Annotated in this window: 23 protein-coding genes; 8 read left to right on the top strand and 15 right to left on the bottom strand. The window is 63.9% G+C overall.

Annotation, left to right across the window (positions count from 1 at the left end):
- Window positions 1-206: 206 nt before the first annotated feature.
- A complete protein-coding gene (lpdA, locus tag J1M87_RS07565; protein WP_206488942.1) occupies window positions 207-1622 on the bottom strand; it encodes a dihydrolipoyl dehydrogenase in 1416 nt (471 codons plus the stop codon).
- Window positions 1623-1672: 50 nt separating this feature from the next.
- Complete coding sequence (locus J1M87_RS07560; protein WP_307830754.1) at window positions 1673-2620, bottom strand: membrane dipeptidase; 948 nt, start codon at window positions 2618-2620, stop codon at window positions 1673-1675.
- A gap of 70 nt (window positions 2621-2690) precedes the next feature.
- Between J1M87_RS07560 and J1M87_RS07555 the strand changes: the two genes are divergently transcribed.
- On the top strand, window positions 2691-4727 hold the full coding sequence (locus J1M87_RS07555) for a prolyl oligopeptidase family protein (RefSeq protein WP_206488940.1): 2037 nt from the start codon (window positions 2691-2693) through the stop codon (window positions 4725-4727).
- Between the two features lie 3 nt (window positions 4728-4730).
- Here the strand turns inward: J1M87_RS07555 and J1M87_RS07550 are convergent, their stop codons facing one another.
- The 3 genes from J1M87_RS07550 to ppk2 form a co-directional block, all read right to left on the bottom strand.
- On the bottom strand, window positions 4731-5726 hold the full coding sequence (locus tag J1M87_RS07550; protein ID WP_206489094.1) for an alpha/beta hydrolase family protein: 996 nt from the start codon (window positions 5724-5726) through the stop codon (window positions 4731-4733).
- A 200-nt stretch (window positions 5727-5926) separates the two neighbouring features.
- Window positions 5927-6760, bottom strand: coding sequence for an alpha/beta fold hydrolase (locus tag J1M87_RS07545; RefSeq protein ID WP_206488939.1), 834 nt, complete (start codon window positions 6758-6760; stop codon window positions 5927-5929).
- 947 nt (window positions 6761-7707) lie between these two features.
- Window positions 7708-8652, bottom strand: a complete 945-nt coding sequence (gene ppk2 / locus J1M87_RS07540) for a polyphosphate kinase 2 (protein ID WP_206488938.1) — start codon at window positions 8650-8652, stop codon at window positions 7708-7710.
- A gap of 293 nt (window positions 8653-8945) precedes the next feature.
- Here ppk2 and J1M87_RS07535 point away from each other — a divergent pair, with 293 nt between their 5' ends.
- Window positions 8946-9149, top strand: coding sequence for a PspC domain-containing protein (locus J1M87_RS07535; RefSeq protein ID WP_206488937.1), 204 nt, complete (start codon window positions 8946-8948; stop codon window positions 9147-9149).
- A 102-nt stretch (window positions 9150-9251) separates the two neighbouring features.
- On the opposite strand, the gene J1M87_RS07530 is transcribed toward J1M87_RS07535, so the two are convergent.
- Together J1M87_RS07530 and J1M87_RS07525 are read right to left on the bottom strand one after the other, a co-directional pair.
- Complete coding sequence (locus J1M87_RS07530) at window positions 9252-9422, bottom strand: hypothetical protein (protein WP_206488936.1); 171 nt, start codon at window positions 9420-9422, stop codon at window positions 9252-9254.
- 159 nt (window positions 9423-9581) lie between these two features.
- Window positions 9582-10997, bottom strand: a complete 1416-nt coding sequence (locus J1M87_RS07525) for a glucose-6-phosphate dehydrogenase (NADP(+)) (protein ID WP_206488935.1) — start codon at window positions 10995-10997, stop codon at window positions 9582-9584.
- A gap of 60 nt (window positions 10998-11057) precedes the next feature.
- Between J1M87_RS07525 and J1M87_RS07520 the strand changes: the two genes are divergently transcribed.
- A complete protein-coding gene (locus J1M87_RS07520; RefSeq protein ID WP_206488934.1) occupies window positions 11058-11660 on the top strand; it encodes a hypothetical protein in 603 nt (200 codons plus the stop codon).
- A gap of 12 nt (window positions 11661-11672) precedes the next feature.
- On the opposite strand, the gene J1M87_RS07515 is transcribed toward J1M87_RS07520, so the two are convergent.
- On the bottom strand, window positions 11673-12245 hold the full coding sequence (locus J1M87_RS07515; protein WP_206488933.1) for an isochorismatase family protein: 573 nt from the start codon (window positions 12243-12245) through the stop codon (window positions 11673-11675).
- A gap of 21 nt (window positions 12246-12266) precedes the next feature.
- Between J1M87_RS07515 and J1M87_RS07510 the strand changes: the two genes are divergently transcribed.
- Window positions 12267-13073, top strand: a complete 807-nt coding sequence (locus J1M87_RS07510; RefSeq protein WP_206488932.1) for an MOSC domain-containing protein — start codon at window positions 12267-12269, stop codon at window positions 13071-13073.
- Window positions 13074-13127: 54 nt separating this feature from the next.
- On the opposite strand, the gene J1M87_RS07505 is transcribed toward J1M87_RS07510, so the two are convergent.
- From J1M87_RS07505 to aspA, 3 genes are read right to left on the bottom strand one after another with little or no spacing between them, the layout of a single operon-like run.
- Entirely contained in the window at window positions 13128-14012 is an 885-nt protein-coding gene (locus J1M87_RS07505; protein ID WP_206488931.1) for an asparaginase, read from the bottom strand.
- The gene (locus J1M87_RS07500; RefSeq protein ID WP_206488930.1) at window positions 14005-15429 is read right to left on the bottom strand and encodes an amino acid permease; all 1425 of its coding nucleotides are present in this window, start codon (window positions 15427-15429) and stop codon (window positions 14005-14007) included. Before J1M87_RS07500 ends, J1M87_RS07505 begins: the two co-directional genes overlap by 8 nt.
- 6 nt (window positions 15430-15435) lie before the next feature.
- Complete coding sequence (gene aspA / locus J1M87_RS07495; protein ID WP_206488929.1) at window positions 15436-16875, bottom strand: aspartate ammonia-lyase; 1440 nt, start codon at window positions 16873-16875, stop codon at window positions 15436-15438.
- Between the two features lie 123 nt (window positions 16876-16998).
- On the opposite strand from aspA, the gene J1M87_RS07490 reads away from it, so the two are divergent.
- On the top strand, window positions 16999-17694 hold the full coding sequence (locus tag J1M87_RS07490) for a FadR/GntR family transcriptional regulator (protein ID WP_206489093.1): 696 nt from the start codon (window positions 16999-17001) through the stop codon (window positions 17692-17694).
- A 31-nt stretch (window positions 17695-17725) separates the two neighbouring features.
- On the top strand, window positions 17726-19141 hold the full coding sequence (argG, locus tag J1M87_RS07485) for an argininosuccinate synthase (RefSeq protein ID WP_206488928.1): 1416 nt from the start codon (window positions 17726-17728) through the stop codon (window positions 19139-19141).
- 67 nt (window positions 19142-19208) lie between these two features.
- Here the strand turns inward: argG and ligD are convergent, their stop codons facing one another.
- Entirely contained in the window at window positions 19209-20162 is a 954-nt protein-coding gene (ligD, locus tag J1M87_RS07480) for a non-homologous end-joining DNA ligase (protein ID WP_206488927.1), read from the bottom strand.
- Window positions 20163-20256: 94 nt separating this feature from the next.
- Between ligD and J1M87_RS07475 the strand changes: the two genes are divergently transcribed.
- Window positions 20257-20580, top strand: coding sequence for a putative quinol monooxygenase (locus J1M87_RS07475; RefSeq protein WP_206488926.1), 324 nt, complete (start codon window positions 20257-20259; stop codon window positions 20578-20580).
- On the opposite strand, the gene J1M87_RS07470 is transcribed toward J1M87_RS07475, so the two are convergent.
- Together J1M87_RS07470 and J1M87_RS07465 are read right to left on the bottom strand one after the other, a co-directional pair.
- The gene (locus tag J1M87_RS07470) at window positions 20577-21506 is read right to left on the bottom strand and encodes an alpha/beta fold hydrolase (RefSeq protein WP_206488925.1); all 930 of its coding nucleotides are present in this window, start codon (window positions 21504-21506) and stop codon (window positions 20577-20579) included. The two genes, J1M87_RS07475 and J1M87_RS07470, sit on opposite strands and share 4 nt — an antisense overlap.
- A gap of 30 nt (window positions 21507-21536) precedes the next feature.
- Complete coding sequence (locus J1M87_RS07465) at window positions 21537-22307, bottom strand: RsiV family protein (RefSeq protein WP_241256539.1); 771 nt, start codon at window positions 22305-22307, stop codon at window positions 21537-21539.
- 131 nt (window positions 22308-22438) lie between these two features.
- Here J1M87_RS07465 and J1M87_RS07460 point away from each other — a divergent pair, with 131 nt between their 5' ends.
- On the top strand, window positions 22439-22792 hold the full coding sequence (locus J1M87_RS07460) for a VOC family protein (RefSeq protein WP_206488923.1): 354 nt from the start codon (window positions 22439-22441) through the stop codon (window positions 22790-22792).
- Between the two features lie 70 nt (window positions 22793-22862).
- On the opposite strand, the gene groL is transcribed toward J1M87_RS07460, so the two are convergent.
- Complete coding sequence (groL, locus tag J1M87_RS07455) at window positions 22863-24488, bottom strand: chaperonin GroEL (protein ID WP_206488922.1); 1626 nt, start codon at window positions 24486-24488, stop codon at window positions 22863-22865.
- Between the last annotated feature and the right edge of the window lie 84 nt (window positions 24489-24572).

Here is a 24572-nt window from a genome sequence, read left to right as displayed (position 1 = left end):
GTGTTCAGCGCGACCCCCCCCCGCGCCGACAACGAAAATTACCAGCCGATGATCGACCAAGTGACGTTTTCATCACTTACCCGGCTATGACTAATCACAGACTTCGGGCGGATCGAACGGGAACCTCGGGTATCGACACAACTCGGGTGCCGACAGCAACGGCGGCGACCACCGAGGTGGTCGCCGCCGTTGCGGGGAAACAGGGATCAGAAGTTGATCATGTGGCCTGCGAGGCCGTGGATCGCTTCCTGCAGGGCCTCCGACAGAGTCGGGTGGGTGTGGACGTTGCGGGCCAGCTCGTTGACCGTCAGGTCCCATTTCTGGGCCAACGTCAACTCGGGCAACAACTCCGAGACATCCGGCCCGATCAGATGGCCGCCGAGCAGCTCGCCGTGCTCGGTGTCTGCGATGAGCTTGACGAAACCGGTGGCATCGCCCAAGCCGTGTGCCTTGCCGTTGGCAGCGAACGGGAAGTTCGCGACCTTGATATCGGATCCTCGCGCCTGAGCCTCTTCGCGGGCCTGGTCCTCGGTGAGGCCGAAGCTGGCGACCTGCGGCTGGCAGAACGTCGCGCGCGGCATCATGCGGTAGTCGTCGATCGGCAATGTCTCTGCGCCACCGATGGTTTCGGCTGCCACAACGGCCTGCGCCTCCGCGACATGGGCGAGCTGGAGCTTGGCGGTCACATCGCCGATGGCGTAGATGTGCGGAACGTTCGTCTGCATCGTGTCGGTGATGCCGATGGCACCGCGATCGGTGAGCTCGACGCCGGTCTTCTCGAGGCCGAATCCTTCGACGCGGGGCGCGAACCCGACGGACTGCATCACCTTGTCGACGGTGATCGTCTCGGTTTCACCGGACTTGTTGTTCTTCACCGCAACGGTCACCTCGGAGCCGTTGTCGTCGATGCTCTGCACAGCAGCACCGGTCATGATCTTGACACCGAGCTTCTTGTACTGTTTCTCGATTTCCTTCGAGACGTCCTTGTCCTCGTTGGGCAGAGCCCGATCGAGGAACTCGACGATGGTGACGTCCACGCCGTAGTTCTTCAGTACGTAACCGAACTCCATACCGATGGCACCGGCACCGACGATGAGGATCGAACCCGGCAGATCCTTGGTCATGATCTGCTCTTCGTACGTGACGACGTTCTCGCTCAGCTCGGTTCCGGGCAGCAGCTTGGTGGTGCTGCCGGTCGCGATGATCGCGTTGTCGAAGGTGATCGTTTCGGTGCCACCCTTGGTCATCTCGACCTCGATGGTGTTGGCATCGGTGAACGTTCCCTTGCCGTCGTACTCGGGGATCTTGTTCTTCTTCATCAAGAAGTGGATGCCCTTGACTCGGCCGTCGGCCACCTTGCGGCTTCGGTCGAACGCGGCACCGAAATCGAAGGATGCTTCGCCCGAAATACCGAACAGCTTCGCCTCTTTGGTGAACAGGTGCGCAAGCTCGGCGTTACGGAGAAGCGCCTTCGAGGGGATGCAGCCGACGTTCAGGCAGACACCGCCCCAGTACTTCTTCTCGATGATGGCGGTGCTGAGTCCGAGTTGTGCCGCGCGGATAGCAGCGACGTACCCACCGGGACCGGCTCCGAGGACAACGACGTCATAGTGTGAGGTCACGGGTCCCCAGCGTAGTCGTGCCGTCGCGCACTGTCTCGACCTGGTCTTCGTTACCCGCCGGTAGCCTGCGCGATCCGGGCGACCCTGGCGAAGTTGCCGCCGTGGACCGCGGCGATCGACTCTGCATCGAATCCTCGTTCGGCCAGCACCGACGGTAACGACGCCACGCCCTCGGGAGGCACCCATTGCAGCGGACCGTAGCGGGTGTACTCCTGCGAGAAGGCCTCCGGATGCGCCGCCATCTCGGCGTTGAAATCCTCGTGGTCGAACGAATAGTCCGAGCCGATACCGACGTGCTCGACACCGAGCAGCTCCACCGCGTACTCGATGTGGTCGGCCATCGCCTGCACCCGCGCGTCCGCTTCCGCTGGACCGTTCACTCCGAGGAAGATACCGACTCCGTTGATTCCGACCACCCCACCGGTCTGCGCACACTCACGCGCCTGCTCATCGGTGATGTTGCGGGGGTGCGACCACAGGGCGGCAAAGTTGGAATGGCTGTAGATCATCGGCGCCTGCGTCACTGCCGCCAGGTCAAGCCCGGTGCGAATCGAGCAATGCGAACCGTCGACGAGCATTCCCACCCGATTCATCTCCGCGACCAGATCCCGGCCGTAGCTCGTGAGCCCGGTGTCGTCGGAATCGAGACACCCACAGCCTGCCGCGTTCACAAAGTTGTAGGTGGGGAGCATCGACCGCACACCGAGACCGTGGACGTATTCGACGTTGGCCAGGTCGCCCTCGATCGGCCCCGAGTCCTCGAGATCGAAGGCCACCGTGGTCGCGCCCTCGACGGGATCGGCGTCGACCATGACGAGACGATCGTCGGCGAGAACCTGCCGACGGAACTCGCCACACAGTGCGGCGACCTCGGTCTTGGAATGCGGTGAGTACCCCACGTTGATCGACAGGTGGCTGCCCTGCGGATAACGCGCCAGAGCCGAGAGATCCGCAGTGTGTGCCAACGGTACGCAGCAATGTTGTTCCCACAGTCTCACGTGCGCCTGCTCTCCATTTCCCAACCGGACCCACCCGTCGGGACAGTACCGCCGAGGGTAGAAATGGTGCATGACTATCGCGGACGACCCGTACCTCTGGCTCGAAGAAGTCACCGACGAGAAGGCACTGGACTGGGTGCGCGTTCGCAACGCGGCGACCACCGAGTCGCTGGCCGGAGACCGGTTCGACGCCACCGAGGCGCGCGTTCGCGAGGTACTCGACACCGATGCTCGCATCCCGTACGCCCGCAGGCGAGGACGGTTCCTGTACAACTTCTGGCGCGACGCCGAGCACGTCCGAGGCATCTGGCGCCGCACCACGATGGACGAGTATCGAACCGAGAACCCGGCATGGGAGGTCCTGCTCGATCTCGACGCACTGGCCGAGAGCGAGGGCGAGAACTGGGTCTGGGGCGGGGCGCAGGTACTGCGACCCGATCAGCAACTGGCCCTGATCACTCTCTCCCGCGGCGGGGCCGACGCGACGGTGGTGCGGGAATTCGACATCGACTCCCGAACCTTCCGCACCGAGAAGGACGGCGGATTCGCACTGCCCGAGGCCAAGACCGACATCGGCTGGATCGACGCCGACACGGTCTTCGTCGGCACCGATTTCGGGCCCGGTTCGCTGACCGAATCGGGCTATCCGAGGATCACCAAGCGGTGGCGTCGTGGCACTGCGCTCACCGAGGCCGAGACCGTATTCGAAGGCGCAGCTCGAGACATCTCGATCTCCGCGTGGCACGATCGCACACCGGGGTTCGAGCGCGATTTCGTCCAGCGCGCCACCGACTTCTACAACTCCGAGATCCACGTCCTCGACGGTCACGGCCTCACCCGGATCCCGACCCCGACCGACGCGTCGACATCGGTACACCAGAACTGGCTCCTGGTACGCACCATGACGCCGTGGACGATCGGCGAGACGACTCACCCCGCAGGGGCCCTGCTCGCCGCGGACTTCGAAGAATTCATGGCTGGCTCGACAGCTCTGACGGTCCTGTTCGCGCCCGACGAGCACACGTCGCTGCACCAGTACGCCTGGACCGAGAACTACCTGCTGCTGGTGACGTTGCAGGATGTGCGCTCGCAGTTGCACGTCCTCGACCCTCGTGCGCGTTTTGCGTACCTGGAGGTACGCAAAAGGCGCACGACGGATTCGACCACCACCGAAATCATCGGCACCGATGCCGAAGAGAACGGCGACGAGTTCTTCCTGTCCTCCTCCGGCTATCTGACACCTGCGACGCTTCTGTTGGGTAACGCTGATGCGGAACCGGAAATCCTCAAGCAGGCCCCGGCATTCTTCGACACCGAGGGTCTGGCGGTGGAGCAGTTCTTCGCCCGATCGGACGACGGCACCCAGATCCCCTATTTCGTCGTGCGTCGTACCGACGCCGAGCCCGGGCCGACGCTGCTGTACGGCTACGGCGGCTTCGAGATCTCGATGACCCCCGGCTACAGCGGCGCCACCGGGCGGGCCTGGCTCGAGCGTGGGGGCACCTACGTCGTGGCGAACATCCGCGGCGGCGGCGAGTACGGTCCGCAGTGGCACACCCAGGTGCTGCGCGCCGGACGCCATCTCGTCCACGAGGATTTCGCCGCCGTCGCACGGGACCTGGTGACGCGAGGGATCACCACCACCGCACAGCTGGCCGCCCAAGGCGGCAGCAACGGCGGCCTGCTGATGGGCATCATGCTGACGAAATATCCGGAACTGTTCGGCGCGTTGGTCTGTCAGGTGCCGCTCCTGGACATGAAGCGATACCACTTACTGCTCGCGGGCGCGTCGTGGGTGGCCGAGTACGGCGATCCGGACGACCCAGCGGAATGGGAGTTCATCTCTCGGTACTCGCCCTACCAGAATGTCGTCCCCGCCTCGCAGCGTCGGTATCCCCCGATTCTGATTGCCACCTCGACGCGCGATGACCGGGTCCATCCGGGACACGCACGCAAGATGGCTGCGCGGCTGGAAGAACTCGGTCACGACGTCAGTTACTACGAGAACATCGAAGGTGGGCACGGCGGCGCGTCGGACAATGCGCAGTTGGCGTTCAAGACTGCGTTGTCCTACGAGTTCCTCTGGCAACGACTCGCGCAGAGCTGAGCCTCAATCGGCCAGTGCCTGCTCGAACATCGGCCACGAATTGTGCAAGTCCTGCTGCCAGTAGCCCCAGGAGTGGGTGCCTTTCGGACGCAGTTCGAAGTGGGCGGGGATGTCGAGTTGCTCCAACTTCGCCTTCAGCCGTCTGGTGCAGTCGCCGGTGGCGACTTCGATAGCGCCGCCCACCACCATCTGATTGAGCAGCACGAAACCCGGGCCGTTGGGATTGGTTCCGTCGAGGGTGTCCGAGGCTCCGGCCAGTCCGCTGCCGTTGGAGATGTACATCGCTGTACCGCGCAACTTTTCTGCGTTGACGACCGCGTCGTTGCGCAGCCAGTCGGGGTCGTTGTCCGGTCCCCACATGTTGCCCACATTTGCCCCGAGCGCCATCGATACCACTGTCTTGACGTAGGCCCTGCCCAACATGTCAGTGGTGGATGCACATCCGCTGTACGAACCGACGGCGCGGTACAGGCCTGGATGGTGGGCGACGAGGTTCAGGACCGACGTCGCGGCCATCGAGATTCCCGCGATGACGTTGCGGCCGTCGGTATCGAGCAGGTCGTCGACGAGCGGTGGCAGTTCTTCCGCAAGGAAGGTCTCCCACTTGTTGCGGCCGAGCACGGGGTCGTCGTGTTGCCAGTCGGTGTAGTACGAATAGGCACCGCCGATGGGAGTGACCACATTGACGTTCTTGTCGGCGAAGAACGACGCGACGTCGGTCTGGGTGTACCAGTCCATGCCGTCGGTTCCCCCGCCTGCACCGTTGAGCAGGTACAGCGTGGGGCTCGGTGCGGTTCGGTCGGGTGATCGCAGGATCTTCAGCGCGATCGTGCGGTCCATCGCCGCGGAATGGACGAACGCCGTCATGTCGCCGTCGGCTTCCTCCGTGCGAACCACGTAGGACTCCGTCGGCGGATGCGCGATCAGGTCTGCGGGAGCCGCAGCGGCGACCGGCTGGACAGCCACTACAGCGCACGTCGCCGCGCACAAGGCAGCCATACCGCGGACCAGGAACGCTCGAACGATCCGCGTTCTCCCTCCGTATCCACGAACCGAATCCCCCGGGCCGTTCATAGCCGTGCTCACTAACGTCGTCGAACAAATACTGGTTCGAAGACTTTTACTACCCCAAAACGAACCAAAAGTTCATGCGAACGAGCCAAATCGAGTGAGAAACCGAAAAGATTAGTCCACTTGAACTAACGGTGCATCCAGTCCGCCACGAGATCTGCCACAGCCGTGGGCATGCGGATCCACCCGTTGTGCCCGAGCGGTTCGTCCACGTGCACCGAGGTCACGTCGGCATCGGCGAGCTTGCGAACGAGATTGTCCATCGAGCCTGTAGGCGCGAGTTCGTCCCCTTCGATGGTCACGGCCAGGACCGGAAGCGTGAGACGAGCCATCCGCTCCTCGTAGTCCATATCCGCCCCCGCCGGCTCGATCGACCCGCTTCGCGCGAACCGTGACCAATCATCGATCAGGACACGCGACTGGCGACCGAAGCCACCGATCCCGATCCGATCACCCGGCCAGAAGCCGGCGATGTTGCTGGTCAGAGCCATGGCCGCTGCGCCAACGTACAGCGGAACCCCGCGGGCGGCACCGAATCCGCGGTGGTACGGCGACCCGGACGCCACCAGTATCAAGCCGCCGAGTCTGCCTCTGATGCGGGCGGCATACATCGCCCCGAGTTGCCCACCCATGCTGTGCCCGAGAAGGTATGGCGTCGACTCCGGAAACTGCTCCCGAACCACCTCGAAAATCGCCGGGAAGTCGACCGACACCAATTCCTGATACCCGTACCGACTCGCCGAACTCGGTTTCGGCACACTGTCCCCTTGACCGCGCAGTTCGCCGACCGCGGCGTGAAATCCGCGCGCGACGAGCGCCTCGGCGAACAAGCGGTAGTAGCCGCCGGGAATTCCGAGCCCCGGAAGAACGACTATCACCGGAGCATCGTCACGCCCTTCGCCGGGAAAGAGCGATACCGGCACCGTCGAACCGTCGGGCATTTGAATGGGGACCGTCTGCACCCGGTCACCTTATGCACACGGTCACGCGCCGGTCTCGACGCCCCGGCCGGTGGTCGATCGCCGAACTCTGCACGATCTGTCGATCGACACCACGCTTCGAAACGCGAAAGCCGGGCCCGACGACGTGTCGAGCCCGGCTTTCGTTGTAGATCAGACGGGCGCGCCGGGGATCTCGATGGTGCCCGAGCCGCTACCTTCCGAGCTGCCGAGAGCGAGCAGCTGAAGCAAGATCGCGAGCAGTTCCATGAAAACTCCTTGAAAAAGTGGGATTCGATGCCGAACGGGCGGCGCGAACACGGAGTCGATATCGCGGATCCATCGCGGAGTCGGCTCCGACCGAGTTCTCATGGGCCTGAGCGCGGCGACGCGGGACCGCGGAGGGTCACTCCGAGGAGGAACTGATACCGGAGAAGAGCTGGATGAGGATCGTGAAGAGGTCACCGAGGTCAGCGGACATACTAGATACTCCTTCATCGAGGGGGATGTGCAGATCGACTGTGACGGATGCCACGCGATGATCTCTGCAAGAAGATTTCTACCCGAGTAGGTCACAGCTTGTACACGAAAATGTCGGTAAAAGTCGAAAAGCTTGGTGTGCCATCACAAATCGGTGACGTTACCGAAGTGTCGCGGCCGCCCCCGACCGCGACCGCGACACCGTTCGCGATGCCTACGCGGCGCTGCCGGAGGTCAACACACCGACGATCTGATCGACGATCGCGTCGACGATGCCCTCGTAGACGCCGGTAGCGATGTCGGTGACGAACTGCGCTGCTGAACCCATGGGATCTCCTGATGCTCGTGTGCAAGTACGGCCGTAGGTGATACGACCTCTCTCGTTCCTACCGCACGTTCGGCTGCGACGCATCAACAGGTTCCGACTCCGGGCACCGACAACGAACCATAGCAACCGAACCTCGGGCATTGCACCGAACGGATCGCGAAAACTACTCGCCTATGACGTCTTTCGCGCGCCCGACGAGCAACGGGTCGGTTTCTCCGACAATCTCGGGGTCCTTGTTGGCATAGTCGAATTTGTTGAGCACGAATCGCATTGCGTTGATCCGCGCGCGTTTCTTGTCGTTGCTCTTGACCACCGTCCACGGAGCCACATCGGTATCGGTGGCCCGAAAGTTCTCTTCCTTCGCCGCCGTGTACGCATCCCACTTGTCCAGCGAGGCAAGGTCCATCGGCGAAAGCTTCCACTGCCGCACCGGGTCGACCTGCCGGATGGCGAAGCGGGTGCGCTGCTCGTGCTGCGACACCGAGAACCAGAACTTGGTCAAACTGATACCCTCGTCCACCAGCATCTGCTCGAACAGCGGTGCCTGCCTGACGAAGTGGGCGTGTTGCTCATCGGTGCAGAAGCCCATTACCCGCTCGACGCCCGCACGGTTGTACCAGGAGCGATCGAACATGACGATCTCCCCGGCCGCAGGCAGATGCGCGATGTAGCGCTGGAAATACCATTCCGTGGACTCACGGACAGACGGTTTCTCGAGCGCGACGACGCGGGCTCCACGCGGGTTGAGGTGTTCCATGAAGCGCTTGATCGTGCCGCCCTTACCCGCGGCATCTCGGCCTTCGAAAATGATGACGTGGCGTAGCCCGGTTTCCTTGGTCCACATCTGCAGCTTGAGCAATTCGATCTGCAGCAGCCGCTTTTCGAGCTCGTACTCCGCCCGTGTCATGCGCTCGTCGTACGGGTAGTCCTCCCGCCAGGTGTCGACGACATGACCATCGGGGACCGTCAGCAGTACCGGATCGTCGTCGTCGGAGTCGTCGACGACGAAACCCGAGGTATCGGAGAGATCGACGGCCGTAGTGATATCGAGCAGCTCGCTCAGGTTCGAGCGTGGAGCCTCACCGTTGCGAAGATCATTGTCGGTCATGTGCGGAAAGTTAGTGCTCATCGGTGACGGTTCGATGGCGATTCGGTGAACACGGGATTCGACCCGGCCGCGCCATCCCGGCCCGCAAGGGGGACGGGCCGGGGTAGCGCTCGTGCCAGATCTCTCGCAACCATCTGCGACGGTAGTACCCGTCCGATCCAGCGGTCCAGGGCTCGGGCCGGAAAAGTCGATGATCTTGTTCGAGTGCCGTTTTCGGACCGTCGGTTTATCGGGGTCGATATGGGTGAAACCCCCGATGCGCCGAAAGCCGTTGATGAAGCAGACTTTTCATCATGACATTCGAGAGCGATAAACCAAGAGAATTCACCCTGTCCAGCTCGCAGAAGATGATCGGTGGTGTATGCGGAGGCGTCGCGGAATACTTCGGCTGGGACGTCAACATCGTCCGACTCGCCACCGTTGCCGCCACGGTCGTGACCGGCGGTACCGTGGCACTGATCTACCTGGCTGCGTTGATGCTGATTCCGCGTCGTTGATGCTGATTCCGCGTCGAGGATGACAACGTGCAGGATGGACAACACAGCCGCGACATGACGAAACCCCGGACCAGTGCGACCGGCCCGGGGTTTCGCAGAGTTCTAGCTTGCGGAGCTGGAGATTCCGTCGGCGCTTCCGGTCACCAGCGACGAGATCGCGTCGGCGATGCCCGAAGCGATTCCCTCGGTGATGCCATCGGTGATGGGGCCGAGGATACCGCCGCCGTCGGTTCCGCCGCCGAGCAGACCGCTGAGGAGATCGAGAAGAAACATGAGGGAGACCCTTTCGGAGGCATGTCGCGAGGCCTGAGTCGGACGTGTGACCAGACGGCAGAAACATAACGGTCCGGACTCATTTCAGTCCATAGTTTCGGACAAAAAGGACCTGCGGACTTTTTCGATGCCCCGAAACCTACTGTCTGGTGCCCGATCTCACTTGCTCTGAGTCTTTCCGGTGATCAACCACCCGCACGGTGCCGCCAGATCATCGGCCTCGGCCGGTCCCATCGAACCGGGTGCGTAACTCTTCACCTTCGGCGGGTCGTTCAATACAGGGGCGGCCACATCCCAGACGTGAGCCAGACCGTCGGGCCGGGTGAACAGCGAGCGGTCGCCGCTGAGCACATCGAGAATCAGACGCGCGTACGGGCTCAGTGGTTCGGCATCGGGCACGGACTTCAGCGGTAGCGCCAGATGCCCGACCGACAGGTCGAAATCGGGGCCCGGCTCCTTGACCGTCATGGCGATGTCGATGCTGCCGTCGCCGGAGAGGTCGAACGTCAGCACCGCACCGTCAGGTGGCAACTCGCCCAGCGGACTGTCCGTCGGTGTACTGAACACCAGCGACACCCGCTGCGCGCCGACCCCGAGCATCTTGCCGGTACGAAGCAGGAACGGAACCCCACGCCAGCGATCGGTATCGACCCACAACGTGGCGGCAACGAAGGTATCGACCGTCGAGTTGTCGTCGACCCCCTCGACATCTCGGTAACCGTCGTACTGGCCGAGCACCACCTCCGCTGGATCGAGAGGGCGGAACCGACCGATGACCTCCTCGCGCGCCGACTGCAGATCCTCGGCGTTCAACGATGCGGGCGGTTCCATCGCCACCTCCGCGGCAACCTGGAACAGGTGCGTGACGAGCATGTCCAATACTGCGCCGGTGGCATCGTAGAACTCGGCGCGATCGTCGATGTCGAGCGTCTCGGGCACGTCGATCTGCACCTGGGTCACGTGCTCCGAGTTCCAGATGCCGCTGATCATTCCGTTGGCGAACCGCAATACGTGCAGGTTCTGCGTCGCTTCCTTGCCCAGGAAGTGGTCGATCCGATAGACCTGACTTTCGTCGACCACCTCGTGGACGGCCTTGTCGAGTTCCTCGAAATTGCGTTGTGAGGTGCCGAAGGGCTTCTCGTAGACCACTCGTGCGCCCTCGGCCAGATCGTGTGCCCCGAGCGCCTTGGTGTAGTCCACGAATGTGCTCGGCGGGAGCGCGATGTAGTGCACCAACTGCGCGTCGTCGCCGAGATCCTTCTTCACCTCGCCGACGACCTCGACCAGCTTGCCGGGATCGTCGACGGTGAAGCCGTTGCCCGCGAATCGGATTCGCTGGGAGAATTCGGACCAATCGCCCTCGGCCACGTTCTCGGCGAACTCATCGAGTGCGCCGCGCACATGGTCGCGGAACTCGTCGTCGGACGTGTCTTTACGTCCGTTGCCGATCAACACCCATTTCTCGGGCAACAGGCCTTCGAGATGGAGTTGGTAGAACGACGGCAGGACCATTCGCTTCGCGAGGTCTCCGGTTGCGCCGAACAGGACGAATACTGTGGGTTGCGAGGACGCCATACCTCCACTATGCACCGCATAGTTTGGGAGCGCACAGTGCCGAAGAGGTGAAGGTGCACGATGACCAGATCACGGTTTCACGGTGAGATATACGGGGTAGGTACCCACGCCGGTGTACGCATCGTCGTCGGCCATTGGACGAGCTCGCCTCTCGGCGAGTTCACCGACGTCATGATCGAGTTCGCGGACGGTCACCGACTCCTCATCGCACCCGACGAGGACGTTCGGGAATTCGTCACGGCCACATACACGTTCGACGCCACCGAACTCGTTCCAGTGACATTTTCAGCTCAGCAGGACGGTTGGCGATCGGTGACAGCGGGCGACCTGTCGGTACGGATCCGAGTCGCCGGCCCCACTCTCCTCGGCCGGGCGTTGCAGCTACTCCCCGGCGCGGTGTCCACGGCACCGTGGTTCTGCGCGATCAGTGACCCCATCGCCCGAGTGCTGCTGCGGGGCGTGCGTACCCGCGGCAGCGCAGGCGGCGGTCGACGCGAGTACTACGGCGCGCGAGCACAACATCGCGTCACCGATGTGCAGGCATCGTGGCAGGGTGCAGATCTCGGAGCCCTGACTCCGGTGTCTCCCCCGGTGAGATTCGGCTTCGGCAGCACCCCCGCCGCGCCGTCGGTCACCACCATCACCACGACGATCGACAGTTAGATCGATCGACAGTCAGATCACGGCCGCACCGGCTGCGCGCAGACCGTCGAGGGCCGCCGCGGAGGTCTCGGGGGCAACTCCGGCGACGAGATCGGTCAGCACCCGAACCTCGAAGCTCCCGCTGACTGCGTCCTTCGCCGATGCCAGCACGCAGTAGTCGGTGGCCAGTCCGACCACGTCGACGGCGGTGACCTCCTTGGCAGCCAGTACGTCGGCCAGGGGCGTCCCGTCCTCGGTGACACCCTCGAACGCCGAGTACGACGGCTTGCCCTGCCCCTTGTAGACGTGGACGTCCACCGAGCCGGTGGCGTAGTCCGGGTGATACTCGGCTCCGACCGTGCCCGCGACGCAGTGCACCGGCCAGGTATCGACGAAATCGGGAGCGGCGTCGGTGGCGAAGTGGCCGCCGTTGTCGCCCACCGCGTCGTGCCAATCGCGCGAGGACACCACCAGGTCGTACTCGTCGCCGTGGCGCGCCAGGTACGCACTGATCTTGCGCGCGACCTCCGCGCCGCCGGTCACCGCGAGAGCGCCTCCCTCGGTGAAGTCGTTCTGCACATCCACTACCAACAGAGCACGAGTCATGAATCCCAGTATCCTCGACGCGTGCATGTTTCGTCGCTGGTGACCTACCCCGTCAAGGGATGCGCGGGTGCCGCCCTCGAGTCGGCTCGGGTCGGTGCCACCGGCCTCGAGCACGATCGGGCGTTCATGATCGTCGACGCCGACGGCACGTTTCGCAGCCAACGCAGCGACCCCGTGCTCGCCCTCGTCCGCTGCTCGGTGACCGACGAGGTGTTGACGCTGCAACACCCGTCGGCCGGTTCGGTCACCGTGGCCGTCGACCGCGACTCCGCTGCCCAGCAGGTCACCCTGTTCGGCGCGCCGATGCGCGGGATCGATCAGGGAGACGAGATCGCTGCGTGGCTGGCCGAGGTGATCGAAGAACCCGCAAGACTGGTGGCCGCACCCCGCGATCTGGGCCGCGTCACCGACGGAATATCGCCCGGCTCAGCGCAGTTCGCAGACAGCTCGGCAGTGCACATCGTCTCCACCGCCACGCTGGCCGGCCTCAACTCCAGGCTCGACGTCGCATTGCCGATGAACCGATTTCGCCCCAATATCGTGATCGATGGATGGGAGGAACCCCACCGGGAAGACGAGGTCAGGGACGTCGGCGTCGGATCGGTCGATCTCGCGTACACCAAGCTCGCCATTCGGTGCGCCGTCACCACCGTGGAGCAGAGCACCGGGTTGCGTACCGGACCCGAGCCCCTGCGGACCCTGGCAACCTATCGCCGCGCCAGGCAGAAGGGCGTCGCCTTCGGAGCGAAGTTCTCGGTGATGCAGGAGGGCACGGTGACGGTGGGCGACGAACTACGCGTCGGAAGCTGGGGCGAGTCGGAGCTGTAGCTCGGGTGAAGCGACCTGACTGTCCACTATTCGCTCCCGGATTCGCTTTCCCGCCTACGAGAAGAAATCGTGGACAACCATCGCACTTGCTTCCGCTGCTACGAGCGCCGCCAATTGAATGCGCGCCTGCCCCGCCCGCAGTTCCCGAGAGAACACCGCACCCGCATCGAGGAGGTCGTGCCCGCCGCCGCCACCGCCGTACGTCGGCGATGTCTCACCGAACGGCACCCGCGTGGTGACCACCACGTGCACCCCGGCGTCCACCGCATCCTTCACCGCGCGCACGACGCGAGCGTTGGCGTTTCCCGAGCCCAATGCCTCGAGCACGATGCCCGACGCCCCGGCCGCGCGGCAGGCTTCGATCTGCACTCCGTCCGCCCCCGGATACAGGGCAACGATGTCCACCCGAGTTCCGGCAACGGGGGTTCGGCGCAACGGGTTCGGCCGAGACAGCGCCGCCGAGCGAAACGCATCGAGTTCGGTGGTGTGTTTCTTGATGACGCCGCGAGCCGGCAGCAGCCGCCCACCGAAGGCGATCAGCACACCGCGTTCGGACCGTGCTGCCGCCACGGCCGCAGCAATATTGCTCGGGCCGTCCGGGTCGGGGTGATCGGCGGTGCGCTGCGCGCCGGTGAACACCACCGGACGCTCGTCGTCGTGGAACAGATCCACGTACAGCGCCGACTCCTCCATCGTGTCGGTACCGTGCAGCACCACCACCCCGGCGCAACCGTCCTCGGCCAGCGCACCCGACACCGCCGCACCGATGATGTCGAGATCGGCGAAGTCCATCGCAGAGCTGTCCTTGGACATCACCTCGCGCACTCGTACCCCGTCGATATCGGCACCGAAACCGGCAACCGGACGAGAAACCCCGTGCTCGTCGCGACTACTGGCGATCGTCCCGCCGGTGGTCAACAACGAAACGTGCTTACTCACTGGCGGCTGCCACCTCTCGAATTCTCTTGCGGCACAGGTACCATCCGCCGACCAACATCGGCGCGATGACCAGGACCGACGCTACGGTCCAGGTTCCCACAGGCTTGTCGAAGGCCATCAGAACCAGTACGCACAGCAGAAAGCCTAGCGTTGCGATTCCGGTGTACGGGGCACCGAACATGCGAAACCTCGGTCTCGTCACCGCCCCGGTACGTGAGAGCGACCAGAACTTCAGCTGACACGCCACGATCACGGCCCACGCACTGATGATGCCCAGAGCCGCCATGTTGAGCACGATCTCGAACGCCTGCGCCGGAACGATCGCGTTGAGCACGACACCGAGCAGGGTGACCACCGAGGTCAAGGCGATCCCGCCGTACGGCACACCCGACTTGTTCATCCTGGCTGCGAATTTCGGTGCCGAACCTGCCACGGCCATCGAATGCAGGATCCGTCCGGTCGAGTACAGCCCGGCGTTGAGCGAGGACAGCGCGGCGGTGAGCACGACGAGATTCATGATCGCGTCGGCCCCTTCGACGTCGATCGCCCCGAAGAAGGTGACGAACGGACTCTCCCCCGCCTGATAGCTGGTGTACGGCAACAGCAGCGACAGCAGCAGCACCGATCCGACGTAGAACACCACGATGCGCACGATGACCGTGTTGATCGCCTTCGGAATGACCTTCTCCGGATTCGCCGTCTCACCCGCGGCGGTTCCGACCAATTCGATCGAGGCATAAGCGAATACGACGCCCTGGATCACCACGATCGCAGGAAGCAGTCCGTTGGGGACGAGTCCACCGTTGTCGGTCAGCACACTCAGACCCGGGGCTTGCCCGTCGATGGGCGTCCCGAAGATCACGTAGTACACCCCGACTGCCAGGAATGTCACCAGGGCGACGACTTTGATCAGCGCGAACCAGAATTCCAGTTCTCCGAAGACCTTGACCGACACCAAGTTCAACCCGAGTACCAGCACCAGGCCCGCCAGTGCGAACACCCACTGGTCCACCTGGCCGATCGGTGCCCAGTACTTCTTGAAGAAGTTCATGTACAACGCCACGGCCGTGACATCGACGACGGCCGTCATCGCCCAGTTCATCCAGTAGAGCCAGCCTGCGGCGAAAGCGACCTTCTCCCCGAAGAATTCACGGGAGTAGGAGACGAACGAACCCGATGTGGGTCGATGCATCACCAGCTCGCCGAGTGCGCGCAGGATGAGGAACGCGAAGAAGCCACACAGCGCGTACACCAGCACCAGCGCCGGTCCGGCGTCGCGCAGCCGGCCGCCTGCGCCGAGAAACAGTCCGGTGCCGATCGCGCCCCCGATGGCGATCATCTGAATCTGACGCGGTGCCAGTTCTTTTCGATAGCCGAGGTCTTCTTCACTGAAGGCCTCACGATTGTCGATGCTCATCTGCAGTTACCTCGTGGACGTTTCGGGAGCGTCTGCGTGCTCGACGGGAGCCACCCGCAGATTCGCCAGATGCTCGGGACTGAGTAGTCGATCCAGTTCCTCGCGGGCCAGCAGACCCCGCTCGAGCACGAGATCGACGACATTGCGACCGCTGACGAGTGCTTCCTGTGCAATCGCAGTGGATTCGACGTATCCGAGATACGGGCTCAGCGCGGTCACCAGGCCGATGGAGTTCTCCACCCGCTCACGCAGCAGATCGGCGTTGGCGGTGATGCCGTCCACGCACCGATGCGCGACGGTGCGGCAGGCTGCACTCAGATGCGCCATGCCGTCGGACAGGGACTTGACGATGATCGGCTCGAAAGCGTTGAGCTGCAACTGACCTGCTTCGGCGGCCATCGTGATCGTCACATCGTGACCGATCACCTCGTAGGCGACCTGGTTGAGCACCTCGGGAATGACGGGGTTGACCTTGCCGGGCATGATCGACGAACCTGCCTGCATCGGAGGCAGATTGATCTCGTTGAAGCCGGCACGCGGCCCGGAGGAGAGCAGTCGCAGATCGTTGCAGATCTTCGACAGCTTCACCGCGACGCGCTTGAGCACACCGGACAGGTGCACGAACTGGCCGACGTCCTGGGTGGCCTCGATGAGATCCGTTGCGGTGACCAGTGGCAGCCCGGTGATGGTGCGCAGGTGGGCGACGGCCGATTCCGTGTAGCCGGAGGGGGCGTTGAGGCCGGTACCGATGGCGGTGGCACCCAGGTTGATCTCGTGAACCAGCAGCGCTGCCTCTTCGAGCCGCGAGCAGTCCTCGTCGATCATGACCGCGTAGGTACCGAACTCCTGACCGAGGGTCATCGGTACCGCGTCCTGCAGCTGCGTGCGCCCCATCTTGACCACCGTTGCGAACTCGGTTGCTTTGCGGGCGAAGGAGTCTCGCAGCACCTTCATCGAGGCGATGAGCTCGTGCACGGCAAAGACTGTCGCGATGTTCACCGAGGTCGGGTACACGTCGTTGGTGGACTGCGACGCATTCACGTGCTCGTTGGGGTGCAGCATGCTGTAGTCGCCGTGTGCGTGCCCGAGAATCTCCAAGGCGCGGTTCGCGATCACCTCGTTGGCGTTCATGTTGGTCGACGTGCCCGCGCCGCCCTGGATGACATCGACGACGAACTGATCGTGCCACTGCCCGTCGAGAATCTCCTGACACGCCGCGCGAATAGCCTCCCCGCGCGTGGCGTCGAGAATCCCGAGATCCTGGTTGGCGGATGCGGCCGCCCACTTCACCGCCGCGAGTCCGCGGACGAGGTGCGCGTTGGTGGAGATCGGACGGCCCGTGATGGGGAAGTTCTCGAGGGCTCGCAGAGTGTGGATTCCCCAATACACGCTCGTCGGGATTTCACGTTCCCCGAGAAGATCCTTCTCGATGCGGGTATCGGCCACGGTGCTCTCCTAAGTGAGGGTGTCCAGCTGTCCGGCTGTCTGACAGGTTATAGTGTGAAGCACGACACCCGTCACGTCAACACCTGGCTTGACCCACACCACATCGAAGGGGACGATCCAGGCATGAGCCTGTCGGACAGCTGGGCAGTCAGTGCGCCGATCACCACGAGGGTGAGCGCCGCCGAAGCCGTGTTCGCCGACCTGCGCGACGCGATCGTCTCGGGCCGCATCGCCGTCGGCGAGAAGCTTCCCGCCGAGGCCGCACTGGCCACGCGGCACGGCGTCAGCCGATCGGTCATCCGCGAAGCCCTCCGATCGTGCACAGCACTCGGGCTGACCGAAACCAAAACCGGGCGAGGAACTTTCGTCATCGCCGATCGGGTCTCCGGCGATCTCGACATCGGCAACTACGCAGCCAGGGAGTTGATGGAGGCCAGGCCACACGTCGAGGTTCCCGCTGCCGGATGGGCGGCCGAAAGACACACCGAGGAGGATCTACAGGTCCTGCTCGGGCTGGCCGAGGAAATGCGCGGGGAGGACGACCAGCAAACCTGGGTCACGCTCGACGGCCAGTTCCACACCGCCATAGCAAGGGCCAGCAAGAATCGCGTGTTCGAGGCGATCATCGTCGATATCCGCGGAGCGCTGACCCGGCAGTCCGAAACACTCAACCTCGTCGCACATCGCCAGCAGCAATCCAATGTCGAACACGACGCCATCGTCGAAGGCATCCGGTCCGGCAGTTACGCCACGGCTGCTCAGGCCATGACCGAACACCTCAGCGCCGTCCGCGGAGCGGTGGAGTCACTGCGCGGGTGACGCAGACGAGCCGCCCGATAGGATCCCAGCTGTGACGAAGGTACTGAACTCCCTCCCTGTCGGTGAACGAATCGGCATTGCATTCTCCGGCGGTCTCGACACGTCGGTGGCCGTGGCGTGGATGCGTGAGCACGGCGCGATCCCGTACGCCTACACCGCAGACATCGGCCAGTACGACGAACCGGATCTGTCCGATGTACCCGAGCGCGGTCGGGCCTACGGGGCCGAGCAGGCGCGGCTCATCGACTGCCGTGAGCCGCTCGTCGAGGAGGGCCTTGCCGCACTCACCTGCGGCGCGTTCCACATTCGCTCGTCTCTGCAGACGTACTTCAACACCACCCCACTCGGCCGTGCGGTGACCGGCACGATGCTGGTGCGGGCGATGGCCGAGGACGGGGTCTTCATCTGGGGCGACGGTTCCACCTACAAGGGCAACGACATCGAGCGGTTCTACCGCTACGGCCTGCTCGCCAATCCGCAGCTGCGAATCTACAAGCCGTGGTTGGACGAGGCCTTCGTGGCCGAACTCGGTGGACGCCACGAGATGTCGCAGTGGCTCACCCAACGCACGCTCCCCTACCGCGACTCCGCCGAGAAGGCGTACTCGACCGACGCCAACATCTGGGGTGCCACCCACGAGGCGAAGCAGCTCGAATACCTCGACACCTCCCTCGAAATCGTCAGTCCCATCATGGGAGTCCGCTTCTGGGACCCCGAGGTGGAGATCGAGGCCGAGGAAGTCACCGTCGAATTCGAGCGCGGACGACCGGTACGCATCAACGGTCGCAGCTTCGACAGCGCCGTCGACCTCGTGATGGAAGCAAATGCCATCGGCGGGCGACACGGCCTCGGCATGAGCGATCAGATCGAGAACCGCATCATCGAAGCCAAGAGCCGCGGCATCTACGAGGCCCCCGGCATGGCGCTGCTGCACATCACCTACGAACGCCTCGTCAACGCCATCCACAACGAGGACACCGTCGCGTCGTACCACAACGAAGGCCGTCGCCTCGGGCGCCTGCTCTACGAGGGCCGCTGGTTCGACCCGCAGGCACTGATGCTGCGCGAGGGCCTGCAGCGCTGGGTAGGCAACGTCGTCAGCGGCAGCGTCACACTGCGCCTGCGCCGCGGCCAGGACTTCACGATCGTCGACACCCAGGGCAGCAACTTCAGCTACCACCCCGAGAAGCTGTCGATGGAACGCAGCCAGGGGCAGGCCTTCTTCCCCGGCGATCGCATCGGCCAGCTGACGATGCGCAACCTCGACATCGCCGATTCACGCAGCAAACTCGAGCAGTACGCCGCACAGAATCAGCTCACCGCCTGGGGCGAGTTGATCGGCGAACTTCGCGCAGGCGGAGCCGAGGCCATCGCCGCGAGCAGCCCCGGCAGTTCGGTGGATTCCTCCGCTCTCGATCACGCCGCCATCGAGTCCGGTACCGACTGATTTTCGCCGCCGAACTCGAATTTGTGGACGGATTTTCGCTAATTTCCGTCCATAACTTCGAGTTCGGCTACTCCTCGGGCTCGGTGAGCCCTTCATGCTCGTCGCGTTCCGCCCAGTCGAGTAGCTCGTCGATGGCGAACACCGCATCGTCGATGCCCGCATGCAGGTCGCCCAGTTCTGCGAATCTGGCCGGCACCGTGAACATCGTGAACTCGCGCGGGTCGACGTCCGGCACCTCGTCCCACGAAATGGGCGTCGAGACGGTCGCTTCCGGGTTGCCCCGCACCGAATAGGCGCTGGCAATGGTGTGGTCTCGGGCATTCTGGTTGTAGTCCACGAACAGGGTCGACGGGTCGCGGTCCTTGCGCCACCAGGTGGTGGTCACGTCCTCGGGGGCTCGTCGTTCTACTTCTCGCGCGAAAGCCAGTGCAGCCCTGCGTAAGTCCTTGAAACCGTAGGCCGGTTCGATGCGCACGTAGATATGCAGGCCGTGTCCGCCGGAGGTCTTCGGCCAGCCGACCGCGCCGAGATCTCCCAGCACTTCCTGCACTACCCCGGCCACGCGTCGGACCCGATTGAAGGGGCAGTCGGGCATCGGGTCGAGGTCGATGCGCCACTCGTCGGGCATCTCGACATCGGCGCGGCGACTGTTCCACGGATGGAACTCGACGGTGGACATCTGCACAGCCCAGGCCACGTGCGCCAACTCGGTGACACACAGTTCGTCGGCGGTGCGGTTGTATCGCGGGAACGTCACCTCGACGGTCTCGAGCCACGGCGGCGCGCCATGAGGGACCCGCTTCTGGTGCACTTTGTCGCCCGCCAGGCCCTTGGGGAATCGATGCATCATGCAGGGCCGCTCCCGCAGCGCCCGCACGATGCCGTCTCCGACGCTGAGGTAGTAGTTCACCAGATCCAGCTTGGTGGCACCACTGACGGGGAAGTACACGCGGTCGGGATTGGAGATGCGGACCATGCGGTCCCCCACTGGAATCTCGATCGCAGGTGAGCTGCTGGCCATGGGCCGAGGGTAGGCGATCGCGCTGGCAGAGGCGTGCTATCGGCATATTCGGGTACACCGCACAGGACCGTTCACCAGCAACCGAGGAGCAACGTTGATCTTCATCACCGCAAAGTTCAAGGTCAAGCCCGAGCATGCGGACAACTGGCCCGAGATCTCACGCGAGTTCACCGAAGCATGCCAGGCCGAGGAGGGATGCCTCTGGTACTTCTGGTCCCGTACCCTCGACGACCCGACCGAGTACGTCCTGGTGGAGGCGTTCAAGGATCCCGATGCCGGTGCCGCCCATGTGAATTCGGATCATTTCAAGCAGGCTCAGAAGGATCTCCCGCCGTACCTGCAGGAGACGCCGAAGATCATCAGCCAAGAGGTCGAGGGCACCGACTGGAACGAACTCGGCGAACTCGCCGTCGACTAGATCGTTCTACTCGGGATCGTTCTACTCGGCCCTTCTCGATCCCGGATCGCATCGCCCAGCGTCACGACGGCGTCGGCGAACCAACCCGGCAACTCCTGGGGCGGGTTGTGGCCGCAATCGAGTTCACGAACATCGATCAGATCCGTGAAGTGGGCCGAATGGTCCGGGCGGCCGTAGAGCGCGGCGACGGTGTCCTCGGTCGGATCGATCACGACCGAGGGCACCGTGATCCTCGGTTGTTCTGCCAGCAACGTCTGTGTCGCGGCATAGGCAGGGTCACCCATCTCGATTCCGTACCGGTGTCGGTAGGAGTGCACGGACACATCCACGAAGTCCGGGTTGTCGAACGAGGGTGCGGTAGCTGCGAATTCGGAGTCTCCGAAGCGCCAGCTGGGCGACCAGTCCGTCCACAGGGTCTGAGCAATTTCTGCGCGGTGGGCTGCGAGCCCGGCGCGGCCCCGCTCGGAGTGCAGGTAGTACTGGTACCAGTACCGCTTCTCGAGGTGCGGCAGTGCCGTAGTCGACACGGCGGCAGCGATGTCCTGGACCAGATATCCGGACACGCAAACCAGACCGGATACCAGCTCCGGCCACACCGCGGCGACGCCGCACGCCGCGCGCCCACCCCAGTCGTAGCCCGCAACGAGAGGCCGATCGAGTTTCAGCCCCAGGATCAGCTCTTTCAGATCGTGCGCGATCGCCGCTTGCTCGCCCGACCGCATCGTCTTCGCATCGACGAATCGAGTCGGCCCGAAGCCGCGCAGGTACGGCACCACCACGTCGTAGCCGGAAGCACTCAGCAGCCGTGCGACATCGTCGTAGCAACGCGGGTCGTACGGAAAGCCGTGCAGCAGCACCACGGACCGACCGGACGGATCACCGAGGCGATCGAAGGCCACATCCAGCACGCCTGCGCGAATCATCATCGGTCCATGCTCGCATCTGCGGTGACCGGGTCAGCTGCTCAGCACGTCCTGCATCCCCGGAGCGAGGACGTCGGACAAGGCGTTCCACGGGACGGTGATCGTGATGAGCCCGATGCCGTATGCCCCCACCTGGTAGTCCCCGAAGTGAATGTTCATTCCTTCCGGGGAGGCCGTCCAATTGGCGAAGTTGGCCACCGTCGGTTCGATGCCCGAGCGCTCGAAGCTCTCGCCCGCGCGGGTACTCGGAAGAATCTTCGCCGCTTGCTCGGACAGCCGTGACAGGCCGGCGTCGAGGTCGGTGAAGGCGTCGCCGAGTGTGATCGGCTGGGCGGTGTCGGTATCGATCGTGACGGTCGCGATCAGCGAATCACCATGAGCACCGGGTGGCACTGCGATCCAATCGGTGATCTGTTCGACGCTGACCACGTGCCTGCCGATGTGGGACGCACCCGAGGAGTAGCCATCGCTGAGGGCGAAGTCCAGTCCTTGGTGTCCGTCGATCTGATCCTGCAACGCAGCTCGCATCGACTCGTTGAACTCGGCCGTCACGGCCGGATCCCCACCACTGAGCTGCGGAATACCGACATCGTAGGTCGCGTGCTCGGTTGATCCGGTGACCCGAGTACTGCCCAGAACGTATGGCTCCTCGGCATGGGAGGTCGCGGACGCGGAAGTGGTCGTCGGCTCGGCGCGCTCGGTTGTGACCTGCGTATCGGAGGTTGGCGACGGAGCCGCGGTCGTGGCTGTCCCCGAGTTGGAACAGCCCGCGAGTGCGGCGACGACGGCGAGTGCGATGGTCATCGAGCGAAAACGAACCATTACCCACACTAAACACATGACGGCCGTTCACTCAACCACCGGACAGCCGCCAACTGCGCTGTTAGCGTCGAACGTCCAGGCCACCTGCCATCGACGTATCGGAGGAGAGTTCGATGAGAACGAGGAGCATCATCACCAATCTGCGCGTACCGAACGTGGACGCGGCCAAGTCGTTCTACTCCGAGTTCCTCGGTCTACGTTCGGAGGAGTTCGACATGGGTTGGGTCGCTCGGCTGACCTCGCCCGACCGACCGGTCAGCGTTCAGTTGGTGGCCGGGGATGCGAGCGCACCGGAGGATTCGGTGATGTCGGTTCTCACCGATGATGTCGAGGGCGCCTACGTCGAAGCGCAGAAGCTCGGCTACGAGATCGTGCATCCACTGACGACCGAGTCGTGGGGTGTGCGCCGCTTCTTCGTGCGCGCGCCCGACGGCAACGTGGTCAACATCGCGTATCACCGGGACTGACGCTTCGAACCACGAAAAAGCCCGACCCCCTCGACAGGGGCCGGGCTTTTCTCGTGCGTAGGGGCTGGACTCAGAAGTCCATGCCGCCCATGCCACCGGTCGGGTCGCCTGCGGGCGCTCCGGCCTTCTCGGGCTTGTCGGCAACGACGGCCTCGGTGGTCAGGAACAGAGCCGCGATGGACGCTGCGTTCTGCAGGGCCGAGCGGGTGACCTTGACCGGGTCGTTGATGCCTGCGGCGAGCAGATCCTCGTACTCGTTGGTCGCAGCGTTGAGGCCGTGACCGGAGGGCAGGTTGGACACCTTGTCCGCGACGACGCCGGGCTCGAGGCCTGCGTTGAATGCGATCTGCTTGAGCGGGGCGGACAGTGCGACGCGAACGATGTTCACGCCGGTTGCCTCGTCACCGTCGAGCTTGAGGTTGTCGAGTGCGGGCGCTGCCTGGAGCAGTGCCACGCCGCCACCGGCGACGATGCCTTCTTCGACGGCTGCCTTGGCGTTGCGCACGGCATCTTCGATGCGGTGCTTGCGCTCCTTGAGCTCGACCTCGGTCGCCGCTCCGGCCTTGATGACTGCAACGCCACCGGCCAGCTTGGCCAGGCGCTCCTGCAGCTTCTCGCGGTCGTAGTCGGAATCGGAGTTCTCGATCTCGGCGCGGATCTGGTTGACGCGACCGGCGATGGCGTCGGAATCGCCCGAGCCCTCGACGATGGTGGTCTCGTCCTTGGTGATGACGACCTTGCGTGCCTGACCGAGCAGCTCGAGTCCGGCGGTCTCGAGGGAGAGGCCGACCTCTTCGCTGATGACCTCGCCGCCCGTGAGGATGGCGATGTCGGCGAGCTGCGCCTTGCGACGGTCACCGAATCCAGGAGCCTTGACGGCCACGGACTTGAAGGTGCCACGGATCTTGTTCACCACGAGGGTGGAGAGAGCTTCGCCCTCGACGTCCTCGGCGATGATGACGAGCGGCTTGCCGGACTGGATGACCTTCTCCAGCAGGGGCAGCAGGTCCTTGACCGTGGAGATCTTGGAGCTGACGAGCAGGATGTACGCGTCTTCGAGGACGGCTTCCTGGCGCTCTGCATCGGTGGCGAAGTACGCCGAGATGTAGCCCTTGTCGAAGCGCATGCCCTCGGTGAGCTCGAGCTGCAGGCCGAAGGTGTTGGACTCCTCGACCGTGATGACGCCTTCCTTGCCGACCTTGTCCATGGCCTCGGCGATGAGCTCGCCGATGGACGGGTCGCCTGCGGAGATACCGGCGGTAGCAGCGATCTGCTCCTTGGTGTCGATCTCCTTGGCGGACGAGAGCAGCGACTCGGTGACGGCTGCAACAGCCTTCTCGATGCCGCGCTTGAGGCCGAGCGGGTTCGCGCCGGCTGCGACGTTGCGCAGACCTTCACGGACGAGCGCCTGAGCGAGAACGGTAGCGGTGGTGGTGCCGTCGCCTGCGACGTCGTCGGTCTTCTTGGCGACCTCCTTGACGAGCTCGGCACCGATCTTCTCGTAGGGATCTTCGAGCTCGATCTCCTTGGCGATGGAAACACCATCGTTGGTGATCGTGGGAGCTCCCCACTTCTTCTCGAGTACGACGTTGCGACCCTTGGGGCCCAACGTCACCTTTACTGCGTCGGCGAGGGCGTTCAGCCCGCGCTCGAGGCCACGGCGTGCCTCTTCGTCGAACGCGATGATCTTGGCCATTGCGAAGTGATCCTCCGGATTGGGGGTGACACATTGCTGGCCGAGCTCGGTGCCCGCGACGGACGACCAGGGGTGTCGTTGATT

The organism is Rhodococcus sp. KRD162, from assembly GCF_017168335.1.
Lineage (GTDB): Bacteria > Actinomycetota > Actinomycetes > Mycobacteriales > Mycobacteriaceae > Rhodococcoides.
The sequence above is the reverse complement of the archived record's forward strand: the minus strand, read 5'-3'. Positions and strand labels throughout refer to the sequence as shown.

Bases quoted from the DNA above. Each gene is read 5' to 3' on its own strand.
- J1M87_RS07555 (WP_206488940.1), top strand. From the start codon at position 2,691: ATGACTATCGCGGACGACCCGTACCTCTGGCTCGAAGAAGTCACCGAC.
- J1M87_RS07525 (WP_206488935.1), bottom strand. From the start codon at position 10,997: ATGGCGTCCTCGCAACCCACAGTATTCGTCCTGTTCGGCGCAACCGGA.
- ligD (WP_206488927.1), bottom strand. From the start codon at position 20,162: ATGGCCAGCAGCTCACCTGCGATCGAGATTCCAGTGGGGGACCGCATG.
- ppk2 (WP_206488938.1), bottom strand. From the start codon at position 8,652: ATGACCGACAATGATCTTCGCAACGGTGAGGCTCCACGCTCGAACCTG.
- J1M87_RS07535 (WP_206488937.1), top strand. From the start codon at position 8,946: ATGACATTCGAGAGCGATAAACCAAGAGAATTCACCCTGTCCAGCTCG.
- J1M87_RS07500 (WP_206488930.1), bottom strand. From the start codon at position 15,429: ATGAGCATCGACAATCGTGAGGCCTTCAGTGAAGAAGACCTCGGCTAT.
- J1M87_RS07465 (WP_241256539.1), bottom strand. From the start codon at position 22,307: ATGACCATCGCACTCGCCGTCGTCGCCGCACTCGCGGGCTGTTCCAAC.
- J1M87_RS07530 (WP_206488936.1), bottom strand. From the start codon at position 9,422: ATGTTTCTTCTCGATCTCCTCAGCGGTCTGCTCGGCGGCGGAACCGAC.
- J1M87_RS07470 (WP_206488925.1), bottom strand. From the start codon at position 21,506: ATGATGATTCGCGCAGGCGTGCTGGATGTGGCCTTCGATCGCCTCGGT.
- J1M87_RS07490 (WP_206489093.1), top strand. From the start codon at position 16,999: ATGAGCCTGTCGGACAGCTGGGCAGTCAGTGCGCCGATCACCACGAGG.
- J1M87_RS07460 (WP_206488923.1), top strand. From the start codon at position 22,439: ATGAGAACGAGGAGCATCATCACCAATCTGCGCGTACCGAACGTGGAC.
- J1M87_RS07520 (WP_206488934.1), top strand. From the start codon at position 11,058: ATGACCAGATCACGGTTTCACGGTGAGATATACGGGGTAGGTACCCAC.
- J1M87_RS07550 (WP_206489094.1), bottom strand. From the start codon at position 5,726: ATGGCTGCCTTGTGCGCGGCGACGTGCGCTGTAGTGGCTGTCCAGCCG.
- J1M87_RS07515 (WP_206488933.1), bottom strand. From the start codon at position 12,245: ATGACTCGTGCTCTGTTGGTAGTGGATGTGCAGAACGACTTCACCGAG.
- groL (WP_206488922.1), bottom strand. From the start codon at position 24,488: ATGGCCAAGATCATCGCGTTCGACGAAGAGGCACGCCGTGGCCTCGAG.